The organism is Cognatiluteimonas sedimenti, from assembly GCF_022808325.1.
In the GTDB taxonomy this organism is placed as follows: domain Bacteria; phylum Pseudomonadota; class Gammaproteobacteria; order Xanthomonadales; family Xanthomonadaceae; genus Cognatiluteimonas; species Cognatiluteimonas sedimenti.
Genome location: NZ_JALGCL010000001.1, coordinates 38,879 through 54,070, shown reverse-complemented (window position 1 = coordinate 54,070; position 15,192 = coordinate 38,879). Strand labels below are relative to the sequence as shown.

Below are 15,192 nucleotides of genomic sequence, written 5' to 3'. Positions count from 1 at the left end.
ACGGGCACGGCAACCTGGCGTCGCCCGCAGTCGATATCGCCCTGTCCCGCGCCGTGGGCGAACTGCGCAAGCGCGACGTCGGCGACCGCTGCGGCCAGGGTTTCCTCAGGCCGGACGCCAAGGCCGCGCGCCGGCGCGGAACACCAACAGGTAGACACCGACCGTCCAGGTCGACGCCGCCGCCCAGCCGGCGAGGACGTCGGACGGGTAATGCACGCCCAGGTAGACCCGCGACAACCCGACCAGTCCCGTGAACACGACGGCGGCGCCCGTCGCCGGCCAGCGCCAGCGCGTATGCCAGCACAGCAGCACCACGACCCACGCCAGCGTGATCGAGCCCATGGCGTGGCCGCTGGGGAAGCTGTAGGTGGACTCCGGCGCGATCGACGTCCACAGGTCCGGGCGCGCGCGCGCAAACACGTGCTTGGCGGTGACGTTGAGCAGCAGCGAACCGACGATGGCGATGCCCGCGAACAGGCCTTCGCGGAAGCGCCGCCGCCACGCCAGCGCCAGCACCAGCAACACGTCCACGGGCACCACGCCCCAGGCGTAGCCCAGGGCCGACATCGCCACGAACGCGTGGTCGAAGCCCGCGCTGGCCATGTCGTGGGAAAACCGCAGGATCGGCTCGTCGAAGAAGAACGCTTCGCCTTCGTGCAGGTCCTCGACCAGTGCGCCGAAAGCCCACAGGGGCAGCGCCAGGCCAACGAACACCAGCAGCAGGCGCCAGCCATGCACGCGCAGGAAGGCCGCGCCGAAGCGCGCCTCTTGGCGGATGGCCTGCCTGGCCTCAGCCGGCGTGCGTGGTGGCGTCGGCCTGCCCGTACCTGCGTTCGACATAGTCATCGATGATCGAGACGAAATCCGCCGCGATGCTATCGCCACGCAGGGTGACGGTCTTTTCACCATCGACGAACACCGGCGCCGCCGGCGCCTCGCCGGTGCCGGGCAGCGAAATGCCGATGTTGGCGTGGCGCGATTCGCCGGGGCCGTTGACCACGCAGCCCATCACCGCCAGGGTCAGGTTTTCAGCGCCGGGATGGCTGATCTTCCATTCCGGCATCTTCGCGCGCACGTGTTCCTGCACGCGTTGCGCGAGTTCCTGGAAGAACTCGGAGGTGGTGCGGCCGCAGCCCGGGCAGGCCGTCACCATCGGCGTGAACGCGCGCAGGCCCATGGTCTGCAGCAGTTCCTGCGCGACCACCACTTCCTGCGTGCGCGGCGCGCCGGGCTCCGGCGTCAGCGAGATGCGGATGGTGTCGCCGATGCCCTCCTGCAGCAGTATCGCCAGCGCCGCGCTGGAAGCGACGATGCCCTTGCTGCCGATGCCGGCTTCGGTCAGGCCAAGGTGCAGCGCGAAGTCCGAACGCCGCGCCAGGTCGCGGTAGACCGCGATCAGTTCCTGCACGCCGCTGACCTTGCACGACAGCACGATGCGGTGGGCCGGCAGCCCGAGTTCGACCGCGCGCTGCGCCGAATCCAGCGCCGAGCGGATCAGCGCCTCGCGCAGCACCCGCGCCGCCTCCCAGGGCTCGGCGCGCTGGTGGTTCTCGTCCATCAACCGCGCCGCCAGCGCCTGGTCGAGCGAGCCCCAGTTGACGCCGATCCGCACCGGCTTGGCATGGCGGACCGCGAATTCGATCATCTGCGCGAACTGCGTGTCGCGCTTCCTGCCGAAGCCGACGTTGCCGGGATTGATCCGGTACTTGGCCAGCGCCTCGGCGCAGGCCGGCTCGTTGGCCAGCAGCTGGTGGCCGTTGTAATGGAAGTCGCCGACCACCGGCACGTCCACGCCCATCATCAGCAGGCGGTCGACGATCCTGGGGACCGCGGCCGCGGCCTCCGGGGTGTTGACCGTCACCCGCACCAGTTCGGAACCGGCGCGCCACAACTCGCCGACCTGCTTCACGGTGGAAACGATGTCGGCGGTGTCGGTGTTGGTCATCGACTGCACCACCACCGGCGCGTCGCCGCCGACGCGCACGTGGCCGATGCGCACCTGGCGCGTGCGCCGCCGCGGCGCCGGGCCGAAGGCCCATTCGGTGAGGCTGCGGACGCGGTCGGGATCGTGCGGGTTGTCGGGCGCGATGCTCATGCCGATATTGTAGGGGGCCTGCGACCGGCGCTGCAGGCGCGGCGTCGCGATGCGACCATGGGTTGCCGCGGCCGGATCCAGGGCGATCGGGCCCCGGGCTGCACTGCCGGCGCCCCGTGCATTGCGCGACGGTGCAACCGGCGGGTCTCGTCGCGCCCTGCGCTATCCTGCCTCGATGAACGTGGCACCTACCGGGGAAATCCTCACCCCCAGCCAGCTCAACACCCTCGCCCGCGACCTGCTGGAAGGGGCATTCCCGCTGGTCTGGGTCGAGGGCGAGCTCGGCAACCTGTCGCGGCCGTCGTCCGGGCATCTGTACTTCACCCTCAAGGACGCGCGCGCGCAGGTCCGCTGCGCGATGTTCAAGTCCAGGAGCGGCTGGCTGAAGTTCGCGCCGCGCGAAGGCCTGCGGGTACTGGCGCGCGGCCGGCTGACGCTGTACGAGGCGCGCGGCGACTACCAGCTGGTGCTCGACCACATGGAGGAGGCTGGCGAAGGGGCGTTGCGGCGCGCATTCGAGGAACTGAAGGCGCGGCTTTCGGCCGAAGGCCTGTTCGACGCGGGACGCAAGCGCGCCCTGCCCGCCTACGTGCGCCGGCTCGGGGTCATCACCTCACCGTCCGGCGCCGCGGTGCGCGACGTGCTGAGCGTGCTGGCGCGACGTTTCCCCCTGCTCGAAGTCGAGATCCTGCCGGTCCCGGTGCAGGGCGCCGCGGCGGCGGCACAAATCACGGCCCTGCTGCGCCGGGCCGCGGCCAGCGGCCGCTTCGACGTGCTGCTGCTGACCCGTGGCGGCGGCTCGCTCGAGGACCTGTGGGCGTTCAACGACGAGCAACTGGCCCGCGCGATCGCCGCATCCGGCGTGCCGGTGGTGTCCGCCGTCGGCCACGAGACGGACTTCAGCCTTGCCGACTTCGCCGCCGACCTGCGCGCGCCGACGCCCTCGGCGGCGGCCGAACTGCTGGTCCCCAACGCCGAGGACCTCGGCCGGCGCCTGCGCAACCTCGAGGCGCGCCTGGCTGACTTGCAGCGGCAACGCCTGCGCCAGGCGATGCAGCGCGCCGATCGCGCCGCGTTGCGGCTGCATGCCTTGCGTCCGCAGGCGCGACTGCAACTGCTGCGCCAGCGCCAGGGCGAGGTGCTGCGGCGGTTGCGCGCGGCCTGGCAGCGCCGCGGCGAGCGCGACGCCGCGCGCCTGCGCCACGCCGATGCGGTGCTGCGCGCAGTGCATCCAAAGCGCCGCCTGGCGAGGCTGCACGAGCGCCTGGACGCGCTCGCGCCACGGCCGCGCGCGGCGCTCGCGCGCAAGCTCGCCAGCGACGCATTGCGCCTGCGCGGGCTGGCGCGCTCGCTGGCTGCGGTCAGCCCGCTGGCGACGGTCGCCCGCGGCTACGCGATCCTGCAACACGCGGACGGCCGCATCGTGCGCAGCGCGGCGGACGCGACCGTGGGCGACGCGCTGGATGCGCGGGTATCGGACGGGCGACTGCGGCTGCGGGTGGAAGGAGCGACCCGGGAACCGTAGGCGCGGCGCGAACCGGGTTTTCCGCGTGCCACGGTGCGTTCGCGGGCCGCGCAGCCGTTGCCGCATCGACGTGGCCGCGACCGCGGGACCGACGACCCGGCGTTAACCCGCCAACCGCAATGCTGGCGCCAAGGAGTCCGACAATGCCGAAAGCGCAGGTGCTGCAGAAGTCCTATCCGTACTACCTGGCCAACCGGCCGGTCGCGGCCAACACCGACCTGGACGTACTGGACAAGTATTCCGGCAAGCGCGCCACCCGCGTCGCCTTCGCCGATGCCGCCACCGTCCGCAAGGCGATCGTCGCCGCGCACAGGGCGCGCGGGGCGATGGCGAAGTTCCCACCCGACGCGCGCCGCGACGTGCTGGAGCATTGTGTCCGCCGCTTCGACCAGCGCCGCGAGGAGCTGGCGCTGGCGTTGTGCATCGAGGCCGGCAAGCCGATCAGCGACGCGCGCGGCGAAGTCGCCCGCCTGGTCGATACCTTCCGCATCGCCGCGGGCGGAGCCACGCGCATCGACGGCGAGGTGATCGAGCTGCAGGTCTCCGAACGCAGCCGCGGCTACCGCGGCATGGTCAAGCGGGTGCCGATCGGCGCATGCGCTTTCATCACCCCGTTCAACTTCCCGCTCAACCTGGTCGCCCACAAGGTCGCGCCGGCGATCGCGGCCGGTTGCCCGTTCGTGCTCAAACCCGCTGCGAAGACACCGGTCGGCGCCTTGATCATCGCCGAGGTGCTGGCGGAGACGGTACTGCCGAAAGGTGCGTTCTCGGTATTGCCCTGCTCCAACGAGGACGCCGGGCTGCTGGTCGAGGACGAGCGCATCGCCTTGCTGAGCTTCACCGGCGGGCTGGTCGGCTGGGAGCTCAAGGCCCGCGCCGGGCGCAAGAAGGTCGTGCTGGAACTGGGCGGCAACGCCGCCTGCATCGTCGACGCCGATCCCGGCCGGCCGCTCGACGAGGTCGTGGCGCGACTGGTTTCCGGCGCCTACTACCAGTCCGGCCAGAGTTGCATCGGCGTGCAACGCATCTACGTGCACGCCAGCCAGTACGACAGGCTGAAGAAGAAGCTCAAGGCCGCGGTCGGCAAGCTGCGCATGGGCGATCCGCGCGACGAGGACGTGTTCATCGGGCCGATGATCGACGAGGCGGCGGCAGAGCGCGTCGCGGGATGGATCGCCGCGGCGGTGAAAGGCGGCGCGAAGCTGCTTGCCGGCGGCAGCCGCCAGGGCAACCTGTTGCCGGCGACACTGCTGGAAAAGGTCGCGCACGACAGCGATCTGTATCGCCGCGAAGCCTTCGGCCCGGTCGCCTGCCTTGAACCTTTCAGCGACTTCGACGATGCCCTGGATCGCGTCAACGACAGCGACTTCGGCCTGCAGGCCGGCGTGTTCACCGGCGACCTCGCGCACGCCATGCGGGCATGGGACCGGCTCGAGGTTGGTGGCGTGATCGTCGGCGACATCCCCAGCTTCCGCGTCGACAACATGCCTTACGGCGGGGTCAAGGGATCGGGGATCGGTCGCGAAGGGGTGCGCTACGCGATCGCGGACATGACCGAACCGCGGCTGCTGGTGTTGCGCGATCCCTAGGCCTGCGCCGGCTGCGTGGTGCCCGCCGGGGGGACGACCGGGGCCGGATGCCCGTACAGGTAGCCCTGGCCGAACGGACAGCCCAGTTCGACCAGGATGTCGCGCTGCGCGGGCGTCTCGATGCCTTCGCCGATGGTGTCGATGCCCAGCGTCCCGGCCAGCGCAAGGATCGCGCGCACCAGCGCCAGGCTTTCGGCGCGGGTCTCGCCATCCAGGCCGGAGACGAAGCTGCGGTCGATCTTCAACGACTGGATCGGGAACCGGTGCAGGTACGACAGCGCCGAGAAGCCGGTCCCGAAATCGTCCAGCAAGGCCAGCACGCCGCGCCCGCGCAGGGTGTTGAGCATGCGCAGCGCGCGCGGCGCGTCGTCCAGCAGCGCGACTTCGGTGATCTCGATGCGCAGGCGGTGGGGGTCGGCGCCGGCCGCATCGAGCATCCGCAGCAGGCGCTCGGCGAAGTCGTCGGAACGGAAATGCCGCGGCGAGACGTTGATCGACACGTAGCCGTCGCGCTGGTCGCGCAGCCACGCGATCACGCGCTCGTAGATCAACCAGTCGACCTGCTCGATCAGGCCGCTGTCCTCGCCCACGCCGATGAATTCGCCCGGGGGCAGCGCGCCGTGCAGGTCGTGGTTCCAGCGCAGCAGCGCCTCGTGCCCGACCACCACGCCATCGGCCAGGCGCACGATCGGCTGGAAGTGGGGCACGAAGGCATCGCCCATGATCGCGCGCCGCAGGTCCGCCTCCAGGTCCAGCAGCCGGATCGCGTGCGCGCGCATCGCCTCGTCGAACAATGCGCTGCGGTCCCTTCCCTCGGCCTTGGCGCGGTACATCGCCGCGTCGGCGTCGCGCAGCAGTTCCTCGCCCAGGCGGTAGCGCGGCTGCCATTGCGCGATGCCGATGCTTGCGGACGGGAACAGCTCGCGCCCGCCCAGCCACAGCGGCTTGCCCAGCGCCTCGAGGATCCGCGTCGCCAGCGCGATGCTGGCCGGCCCGTCGGCGACGCCTTCGGCCAGGATCGCGAATTCGTCGCCGCCGAAGCGCGCCACGACGCCGTCGTCGCCAAGCACGCCGGCGATGCGGCGGCCGATCTCGACCAGCATCTCGTCGCCGGCGGCGTGGCCGATGCTGTCGTTGATCAGCTTGAAGCGGTCGAGGTCGAGGAACAGCACCGCGAACGCGCCCGACGCGCTGCCGCGCGCCCGCTCGATCGCCGCGTCCAGCCGCTCCAGCAGCTGCGGGCGGTTCGGCAGCCCGGTCAGGGCATCGTGCCGGGCCTGGTGGGTCAACCGCTGCTCGGCGCGCACGCGCTCGCCGATCTGCGCGCGCAGTTCGCGGTTGGCGCCGGCCAGTTCCTGGGTGCGCGCCTCGACCCGGAATTCCAGTTCCGAGTGCGCGGCCTTGAGGTGCTCCTGCGCGCGCTTGCGCCCCAGGCCGCCGCCGATGTGGTGGGCCACGAAGGTCAGCAATTCCTGGTCGCTCGGGGTGAAGGCGATGTCGGACGTATAGCTCTGCACCGCGATCGCGCCGACCACCGTGTTCTCGCGCGACAACGGCACGCCGAGCCAGCAATGCGCCAGCGCGCCGTGGCTGCGCACGTCGCCGACCGCTTCCAGTTCGGCGATGCGGGCGCGATCGGCGAGCAGGGCCACGCCATGCGTGATCACGTACTCGGTCAGGCCCTTGCCTATCTTGCGGGTGACGCGGGTGGAATCGCGCTCGTCGACCGAATACGGGAACTCGATCTGCTCGCCGTCCGGCGTCAGCAACGCGATGTAGAAGTTGCGCGCGTACAGCAGCTCGCCGACCACCTCGTGCACGTCGGCGTAGAAGTGCTCCAGGCTGCCGGCGGTCACCGAAAGCTCGGTGATCCGGTACAGCGCGCGCTGCAGCTTTTCCGCGCGCTGGCGCTCGACGATCTCGGCCTGCAGCACCAGGTTGGCCTGCTGCAGCTCCAGCGTGCGCTCGTCGACGCGGCGCTCGAGCTCGACCTGGGCGTGCTTGCGGTCGAGCGCGGTGAGGATGTGCTGGGCCACGTATTCCAGCAGTGCCCGGTCCTCGTCGCTGTAGCTGGCCGGATGGTCGTAGCTCTGCACCACGATCGCGCCGCTGACGCGGTCGTCGCGGCGCATCGGCACCCCCAGCCAGTCGGCGCTGTCGGGGCCGTGCTCGATGTCCAGGTGCACGCCCATCTCGTGCCGCAGCCGCGCCGACGGCCCCAGCAGCGGATGGCCGTGGCGCAACAGCGCGGCGGTCAGGCTGTTGGGCATCTCGTCGAGCGAGATCGCGACCTCCGGCTCGGCCACGTAGGGGTCGAGGCGATCGGCGAAGTACAGGAAGCGAACGCTCTCGCGGACGTCGTCGTAGAGCACGATGTAGAAATTCTCGGCATACATCAACCCGCCGACCACGGCGTGGATGCGCCCGAGCATTTCCTGCATCTCCAGCCCCGAGCCGGCGAGGTCGGCGATCTCGTAGAGCGCCTGCTGCAGGCGCTGGGATTTCTGCAGCGACTCGATCCGCGCCTGGGCATGCTCCGACGCCAGGGTCGCGGCGACCGTGCGCCGTGCCAGCGCCACCCAGGCCGCGCGCGAAGCCGGTGGCAGCGCTTCCGCCAGCCGCGCGGCCAGCGCGATCCGGGTGCCGCGTTCGTCCCATGACTCGTTGATCTCGGTCGCCGACAGCGGCGGGCGGCGGCCATCCAGGATCGCCTCGGCATGCGCGCGCAACCGCATCGATGCACCCGCCGCCGCCGATACCCCGTCTCCATCCGCGCCCTGCCAGCGCACGACCACGAACGACCCCGTCGGCAGGGTGTCGGTCAATGCCCCGGCGAGGCTGTCCAGCGTCGGCGCCGCGGCCGCCGTGCCAGCCACCTCCACGACGTCCGCGCTGCTATTCCCCCTGCTCATGGCCGCAGGATAACGCCACGAATGGCCGCCGCAGCAACCCCACCGGCCTGTCCTGGACGTTCGTGCGTGGCATGTGGCCGGTTTCCGGCCGGAAATGGCAGTCCGAGACGATGCAGGTGCGATGCGGCGCTTCCCCCCCGGCAACCGTCACCGCCAACCCTGGCGGCCGGCGCGGGCATGGGGCGGGCGGGCGCCCCCGGGGGTTCTCGCGGCCCCGCGCAGCGCTTACCCTGCCGGCAATGGACGGACCCCGTGCGGACGAGAGCATCGACGCCAGCGACGAGGCATTGATGCTGGGCTATGCCGGTGGCGACGTGGCCGCATTCGAACAGCTCTATGCGCGTCATCGCGGGCGCCTGTACCGGTTCCTGCTGCGTCAGCTGCGCGAGCCGGCGCTGGCCGACGAGCTGTTCCAGGACGTGTGGCAGCGGGTGGTGTCGGCGCGCGCCGGATGGCGACCGGATGCCCCGTTCGGCACCTGGCTCTACCGCATCGCCCACAACCGCCTGGCCGACCACTGGCGCGCACTGCAGCATCGCCCGCCGGCACCGGTCGACGGCGACCAGCGCACTGCCCGCATACCCGACCACGACACGCCCGAGCGCACCCTTTCGGAATTCGAGCAGCGACGCCGCCTGCAACTGGCGCTGGACGAGTTGCCGCCGGAGCAGCGCGAGGTGCTGCTGTTGCGGCTGGAGCAGGAGCTCACCCTGGAGGAGATCGGCGAAATCACCGGCGTGGGGCGCGAAACGGTGAAATCGCGGTTGCGCTATGCCATGGACAAGCTGCGCGCGCGGCTGCCGGAATGACGTTGACCCAATCGAACCAGGATCGATGACCCCACAAGACCCGACATCGCTGGATCCCCAGGAACACGCGCTGGCGCAACGCCTGTCGCGCGTGGGGCCCCATGGCGAGCCGTCGCCGGCCCTGGATTCGCGCATCCTCGCCACCGCGCATGCCGCGGTGACCGGGCATCGCGATGCCGGCCCGCGGCGGTCGCGGCGCTGGCCCCTGGGCCTCGGCGTGGCGGCGTCGCTGGCGCTGGCCCTGGGACTGGCATGGCAACTGCGGCCGCTGCCGCAGGTCGCCCCGGCCTATCGCTCCGAAGCCGACTCCGCGTTGCGCAACGCGCCAGCGGCGGCCAGTCCCGGTGGCGCCGCCACCGATGCGGCCCCGCCGCCAGCGGCGATCGCGAGTGCCGAACGCGTGCAGGGCGAAACCGCGGCAGCGGCCTTGCCGCCCCCGGCCAGCGCCGGCAAGCCCGGCACGGCCGCGGCGAAATCCGCGCGTCCGCCGGCACCGCCTCCGCCACCCGCACCCGCACCCGCGGCGCCGCCGCAGGAGGCTCCGATCGTGTTCGATGCACCCGCTTCCATGCAGGCACGGCCGGCGCCGGAGCCGGCGAACACAGCGAAGGCAGCCGCAACCGCGCAATCCCGGGCTGCGGACACCAGCGCCGCGTCCCCGTCCGCAGCCGCGCCGCAGGCGTTCGGGACCGCCCGTACCGCCGCCGAAGCCCAGGGCAGCGCAGCCGACACCGTGGCCATGCCCACCGAACCCGCGCGCCAGCAACAGCCAGCGGCAGCCGTCGTCCGCGAGGACATGCCGCTGGAGGATGTCCCGCCGGCCACGGTGGCCTCGCCCGAGGTGCGCGACGCCTGGCTGGCGCGCATCCGCGAACTGGTGGCCGGCGGCAAGCTCGAGGACGCCCGCGCCAGCCTGCGCGAATTCCAGCATCGCTATCCGGACTATCCGTTGCCGGAAGACCTGCGCACGCTGCTGCCATGAGCGACACGCTGGCCGCGCCGGCAACGTACGCGCTCGAAGCCAGGCACAGCCGCTTCCTCGCCCGCGCCGCGGCGGTCGAAAGCGCCGAAGCCGCAATTGCCTTCCTCGCGGAAGTCGCCGATCCGGCGGCCACCCACAATTGCTGGGCCTGGCGGATCGGCCCGGCCTACCGATCCAGCGACGACGGCGAACCCGCCGGCACCGCCGGGCGCCCGATCCTGGCGGCGATCGATGGCCAGGACTGCGATCGGGTGATGGTCGTGGTGACGCGCTGGTTCGGCGGCACCAAGCTCGGCGCCGGCGGCCTGGTGCGCGCCTACGGCGGCGCCGCCGCCGAGTGCCTGCGCACCGCATCGCGCGTGCCACTGGTCGCCATGCGCACGCTGCAGCTGCAAGCCGGCTTCGACGACACCGGTGCGGTGCATGCCGCGCTCACCGCCTTCGGTGCGGAGAAACTCGAGGAAGCGTTCTCCCCCGACGGCCTGCGCCTGTGGCTGACGTTGCCCGCCGATCGCGCCGAGGCACTGCAGGCGCACCTGCGCGACGCCACGCGCGACCGGGTGCGCTTCGCGCCCGCGTAGGCGTGGTGGTCGCGCCAGGCACGGCAAACCCTCATCATGGCCGCATGACCGGAACGACTCCCGCCAAGGCCCCGATCGGCACCCTGCGCGCGCTGTGGCCGTTCGTCAGGGCGCATCGCGGGCTGTTCGCCGCCTGGCTGGCGGCACTGGCCTGCTCCTCGACCGCCACCCTGAGCCTGCCGGTGGCGTTCCGTCGCATGATCGACCAGGGCTTTTCCAGCGGTGCCAACATCGACCGCGCGTTCGTATTCTTGTTCCTGGTCGCGCTGGCGCTGGCGCTGGCGACCGCGGCGCGCTTCTACTTCGTCACCCTGCTCGGCGAACGCGTGGTCGCGGACATGCGCAATCGCCTGTACGCGCACCTGCTCGGGCTGGACGCCGGCTTCTTCGATCGCAACCGCAGCGGCGAGCTGGTTTCGCGCCTGACGGCCGACGCCGAACTGCTGCGCAGCGTGGTCGGTTCGAGCATGTCGGTGGCGCTGCGCAGCCTGGTGACGGTGGTCGGTTCGATCGCGATGCTGTTCGTCACCAGCCCCCACCTCGCAAGCTACGCCCTGTTCGGGATCCCGCTGGCGGTGCTGCCGATCGTGGTCGGTGGGCGCCGGCTGCAGAAGATGTCGCGCGCCAGCCAGGATCGCGTCGCCGACGCCAACATGCTCGCCACCGAGACCCTGGGCGCGGTGCGCACGGTGCAGGCGCACGCGCGCGAGCCCTACGAGCGCGGCCGCTTCGGCAACGCGCTCGCGGTCGCGGTCGAGACCGCGCGCAGGCGCATCCGCGCGCAGGCGGTGGTGACGGCGGTGGCGATCGTGCTGATCTTCGGCGCGATCACGCTGGTGCTGTGGTCGGGCGCGCACGACGTAGTCGGCGGGCGCATGAGCGCGGGCACCCTCGGCCAGTTCGTGCTGTACGCGCTGATCGGCGGCGGCTCGGTCGGCGCGCTGGCGGAGGTGTGGAATGAACTGCAGCGCGCGGCCGGCGGCATGGGGCGCATTTCCGAACTGTTGCAGGAAACCGCAGGCATTTCCGCGCCGGCGCAGCCACGGCCGATGCCGCAACCGGTGCGCGGCGCGATCGCCTTCGACGCCGTCACCTTCCACTACCCGATGCGCCCCGACCTGCCGGCGCTGGAGGCCTTCGACCTGCACGTGCGGCCGGGCGAGACCGTGGCCCTGGTCGGCCCGTCGGGCGCCGGCAAGAGCACCGTGTTCACGCTGCTGCTGCGCTTCCACGATCCCGACAGTGGCGGCATCGCGCTCGACGGCATCGACGTGCGCACGCTCGACCCTGCCGCGCTGCGCGACGCCATCGCACTGGTGCCGCAGTCGCCCACGATCTTTGCCGCCAGCGCCGCCGACAACATCCGCTACGGCCGGCTCGAGGCGACCGATGCCGAGGTCCGCGCCGCCGCCGCCTCGGCCGAGGCCGACGAATTCCTCGACGCCCTGCCGGAGGGCTTCGCCAGCGAACTGGGCGAACGCGGCGCGCGCCTGTCCGGTGGCCAGCAGCAACGCATCGTCATCGCCCGCGCCCTGCTCAAGGACGCGCCGGTGCTGCTGCTCGACGAAGCCACCAGCGCGCTCGACGCGCAGAGCGAACGCGCGGTGCAGCACGCGCTGGAAAACCTGATGGCCGGTCGCACCACGCTGGTGATCGCGCACCGCCTGGCGACCGTGCTCAAGGCCGACCGGATCGTGGTCATGGACCGCGGCCGGATCGTCGCCGAGGGCACGCACGATGCGCTGATGGCGCAGGGTGGCCTGTACTCGGAGCTGGCGAAGCTGCAGTTCCTGGACTGACCCGTGCCAACCCGCCTACCCACCGCGCAATGCGCGCGCGGAAGCCGCGCGCCTCAATCCGCGGGCAGGACGCGCTCGAGCACGCCCTCGAAACGCGTGCCCGCCGGCAGGGTGCCGAACGCGAGCCCGCGGCAGCGATCCAGGCGACTGCGACAGAACGCGTCGGCGAGTGGATTCCCGGCGCGCAGCAGCACCGCCGCCTGCAACGCCAGCGCCAGCCGCTCCACCAGCGTGCGCGCATCCGACTCGTCCACGCCGGGTTCCGCCATCCTCTTGCCCAGCGACGCGATCGTCGCATCGAAGGCCGGGTGCAGGCCGCGGGCCACGTCGAGCCCGGCCATGAGCGCGACGCCAGTCGCGGGGTCGCGCAACGCGCGCAGCACGTCCAGGCACTGGATGTTCGCGGCCCCTTCCCAGATCGAATTGAGCGGGGCCTGGCGGTACAGCCGCGGCAACAGCGATTCCTCGATGTAGCCATTGCCCCCGAGGCATTCCTGCGCCTCGGCGACGAACGCCGTCGCGCGCTTGCACACCCAGTACTTGCCGATGGCAGTGGCGACCCGCGCGAACGCGGCTTCGCGCGGATCCTGCCGCGCCGCGTCCACCGCCCGCGCCACCCGAAGCGACAGGGCAAGCGCGGCCTCGGCTTCGATGGCCAGGTCGGTGAGCACGTTGCGCATCAGCGGCTTTTCGATCAGCCGCTTGCCGAAGGCGCGGCGATGCCGGCAATGGTGGACCGCGCACGCCAGCGCCATCCGCATCAGGCCGGCGGAGCCGAGCATGCAGTCCAGCCGGGTCAGCATCACCATCTCCAGGATGGTGGCGATGCCGTGGCCTTCCTTGCCGACGCGCCAGCCGCGGGCGCCGTTGAACTCGACCTCCGAGGAGGCGTTGGACCAGTCGCCGAGCTTGTCCTTGAGCCGTAGGAGGCGGAAGGCGTTGCGCTCGCCATCGGGCAGGCGCCGCGGCACCAGCAGGCAGGTCAGGCCGCCCGGCGCCTGCGCCAACACCAGGAAGGCGTCGGACATCGGCGCGGACAGGAACCATTTGTGCCCGGCCAGCGCGTACTCCGGGTCGCCACCGCGCAGCGGCGTCGCGGTGGTGGTGTTGCTGCGCACGTCGCTGCCGCCCTGCTTTTCCGTCATCCCCATGCCGAGCGTGACGCCGGCCTTGGCGGCGATCGGCAGTTCGCGCGGGTCGTAATGGGGTGCGGCGGCCTTGTCGGCCCATTCGCGCAAGCCGGGTTCCCGCCGCAACACCGGCACTGCGGCGTGGGTCATGGTCAGCGGGCAGCTGCTGCCGGGTTCGGCCTGGTAATGCAGGTAGCCCAGCGCCGCGCGGGCCACGTGCGCACCGGGTTGCGGTTCCCGCCAGGAGAGGCCGGCAACGCCGTGTTCGATCGCCGCCTGCATCACGGCGTGGTAGGCGGGATGGAATTCGACGCGATCGATACGCTGTCCGGCAGCGTCGAAACGCCGCAATCGGGGGCGGTCGCGGTGGGCATCGGCCGCGAGCGCCAGCAGGCGATCGCCGGCGAGCGCGCCATAGGCGGCGATCCGCGGCGCGAATCCCGCCGCGCCTTCGCGCTCGACCGCTTCGCGCAGGGCAAGGTCGTCGCGCCACAGGTCGCGCGGCGCGAACTCCGGCGGCTGGTTGTCGCCGGCAGGGCTCCTGGTCGCATGCGCCATCGGCATTGCTCCGTGCAGGCCAATCGTGATTGTGCTCCCGCGCCACAAAAAAAGCCCCGCCGGAGCGGGGCCTGCAAAGCGCGGTTTCGGGCTGCGCTCAGGCGACCGGCTGCACGCCGGCGGCTTGCGCGCCCTTCGGGCCCTGGGTGACCTCGTAGCTGACCCGCTGGCCTTCCTGCAGGCTCTTGAAGCCGTTGCTGCTGATCGCCGAATAGTGCACGAACACGTCGGCGCTGCCGTCCTCGGGTGCGATGAAACCAAAACCCTTGGCGTCGTTGAACCACTTCACGGTGCCGTACTGCATATCGCTGGTGACCTCGTCTGGATGCGGTGTGCGTGCGTCGGCGCGTGGGGCGGCCTGGCGCACCGCGCGAGTATGCTAAGCGGCCGCGCGGCTTGCAATCACCCCGCCAGCAACGCCGCCAGCAGGCGCGACACGCCGGCGCTGGCCGCGGCGACGTTGGCAAGCACCTCGTCGAGGGTGATGACCTCGTCCGGATCCGGGCCGGCACCGGCGGCCCAGTTGGCGACGATCGCCAGGCACGCGTACTCGAGCCCCAGTTCGCGCGCCAGGCCCGCTTCGGGCATGCCGGTCATGCCGACCAGGTCGCAACCATCGCGGCGCATGCGCAATATTTCGGCCTTCGTTTCCAGCCGCGGCCCCTGGGTCGCGCCGTAGCAGCCACCGTCGACCAGCGCCACCCCTGCCCCGCGTGCGGCAGCCAGCAGTTGCGCACGCAGCGACGGCGTGTACGGATCGCCGAAATCCACGTGCAGCACCGCATTGCCGCCGCCATCATCGACATCGCCTTCGCACAGCGTGGAGACGCGCCCCCAGGTGTAGTCGATCAGCTGGTCCGGGCAGCCGAGCGCACGCGGCGCGTAGGCGGCGTCGATGCCACCGACGGTGTTGAGGGCAAGCACGCGCGCGGCGCCGGCCTGTTGCAGCGCGGCCAGGTTGGCGCGGTAGTTGATGCGGTGCGGCGGCACGCTGTGTCCCTCGCCATGGCGGGCGAGGAAGGCGACGCGGTGGCCAGCCAGGGTGCCGATGCGGATGGGCCCGGACGGGGCGCCGTAGCGGGTCGCAGTGGCCACGGTTTCGACGTCGGCGAGTTCGGCCAACGCATAGACGCCGGTACCGCCGATCACGGCGAGGTCGATGGCGGGATGCGTCGGGCTCACGTCGGCTCCATTCCGGCCAATGGCCGGCTG

General features: G+C 71.6%; 12 protein-coding genes. 6 read left to right on the top strand and 6 right to left on the bottom strand.

Annotated features, from left to right (window positions below; genetic code table 11):
* Positions 1–105 precede the first annotated feature (105 nt).
* Both MQC88_RS00255 and ispG read right to left on the bottom strand, forming a co-directional pair.
* The gene (locus MQC88_RS00255) at positions 106–840 is read right to left on the bottom strand and encodes a phosphatase PAP2 family protein (protein ID WP_243318116.1); all 735 of its coding nucleotides are present in this window, start codon (positions 838–840) and stop codon (positions 106–108) included.
* Complete coding sequence (gene ispG / locus MQC88_RS00250; protein WP_243318115.1) at positions 791–2,095, bottom strand: flavodoxin-dependent (E)-4-hydroxy-3-methylbut-2-enyl-diphosphate synthase; 1,305 nt, start codon at positions 2,093–2,095, stop codon at positions 791–793. Before ispG ends, MQC88_RS00255 begins: the two co-directional genes overlap by 50 nt.
* 175 nt (positions 2,096–2,270) lie before the next feature.
* Here ispG and xseA point away from each other — a divergent pair, with 175 nt between their 5' ends.
* Positions 2,271–3,620: an exodeoxyribonuclease VII large subunit gene (xseA, locus tag MQC88_RS00245; protein ID WP_243318114.1), complete on the top strand. Its 1,350-nt coding sequence runs from the start codon at positions 2,271–2,273 to the stop codon at positions 3,618–3,620.
* A 158-nt stretch (positions 3,621–3,778) separates the two neighbouring features.
* Positions 3,779–5,209 (top strand): aldehyde dehydrogenase family protein, encoded by a 1,431-nt coding sequence (locus MQC88_RS00240; protein ID WP_243320167.1) that lies wholly within the window; start codon positions 3,779–3,781, stop codon positions 5,207–5,209.
* On the opposite strand, the gene MQC88_RS00235 is transcribed toward MQC88_RS00240, so the two are convergent.
* Positions 5,206–8,121, bottom strand: coding sequence for an EAL domain-containing protein (locus MQC88_RS00235; protein ID WP_243318112.1), 2,916 nt, complete (start codon positions 8,119–8,121; stop codon positions 5,206–5,208). The two genes, MQC88_RS00240 and MQC88_RS00235, sit on opposite strands and share 4 nt — an antisense overlap.
* A gap of 239 nt (positions 8,122–8,360) precedes the next feature.
* On the opposite strand from MQC88_RS00235, the gene MQC88_RS00230 reads away from it, so the two are divergent.
* From MQC88_RS00230 to MQC88_RS00215, 4 genes are read left to right on the top strand one after another with little or no spacing between them, the layout of a single operon-like run.
* On the top strand, positions 8,361–8,930 hold the full coding sequence (locus MQC88_RS00230; RefSeq protein ID WP_243318110.1) for an RNA polymerase sigma factor: 570 nt from the start codon (positions 8,361–8,363) through the stop codon (positions 8,928–8,930).
* A 25-nt stretch (positions 8,931–8,955) separates the two neighbouring features.
* Positions 8,956–9,912 carry a hypothetical protein gene (locus tag MQC88_RS00225; RefSeq protein WP_243318108.1) on the top strand — a complete coding sequence of 319 codons (957 nt, stop codon included), beginning with the start codon at positions 8,956–8,958 and terminating at the stop codon, positions 9,910–9,912.
* Positions 9,909–10,493 carry an IMPACT family protein gene (locus tag MQC88_RS00220; RefSeq protein ID WP_243318107.1) on the top strand — a complete coding sequence of 195 codons (585 nt, stop codon included), beginning with the start codon at positions 9,909–9,911 and terminating at the stop codon, positions 10,491–10,493. Before MQC88_RS00225 ends, MQC88_RS00220 begins: the two co-directional genes overlap by 4 nt.
* Positions 10,494–10,537: 44 nt before the next feature.
* Complete coding sequence (locus MQC88_RS00215) at positions 10,538–12,292, top strand: ABC transporter transmembrane domain-containing protein (protein ID WP_243318104.1); 1,755 nt, start codon at positions 10,538–10,540, stop codon at positions 12,290–12,292.
* A gap of 53 nt (positions 12,293–12,345) precedes the next feature.
* Here the strand turns inward: MQC88_RS00215 and MQC88_RS00210 are convergent, their stop codons facing one another.
* The 3 genes from MQC88_RS00210 to MQC88_RS00200 form a co-directional block, all read right to left on the bottom strand.
* On the bottom strand, positions 12,346–13,980 hold the full coding sequence (locus tag MQC88_RS00210; RefSeq protein ID WP_425491506.1) for an acyl-CoA dehydrogenase family protein: 1,635 nt from the start codon (positions 13,978–13,980) through the stop codon (positions 12,346–12,348).
* Positions 13,981–14,077: 97 nt separating this feature from the next.
* Complete coding sequence (locus MQC88_RS00205; protein WP_243320165.1) at positions 14,078–14,284, bottom strand: cold-shock protein; 207 nt, start codon at positions 14,282–14,284, stop codon at positions 14,078–14,080.
* Between the two features lie 98 nt (positions 14,285–14,382).
* The gene (locus tag MQC88_RS00200) at positions 14,383–15,162 is read right to left on the bottom strand and encodes an S-methyl-5'-thioinosine phosphorylase (protein ID WP_243318101.1); all 780 of its coding nucleotides are present in this window, start codon (positions 15,160–15,162) and stop codon (positions 14,383–14,385) included.
* Between the last annotated feature and the right edge of the window lie 30 nt (positions 15,163–15,192).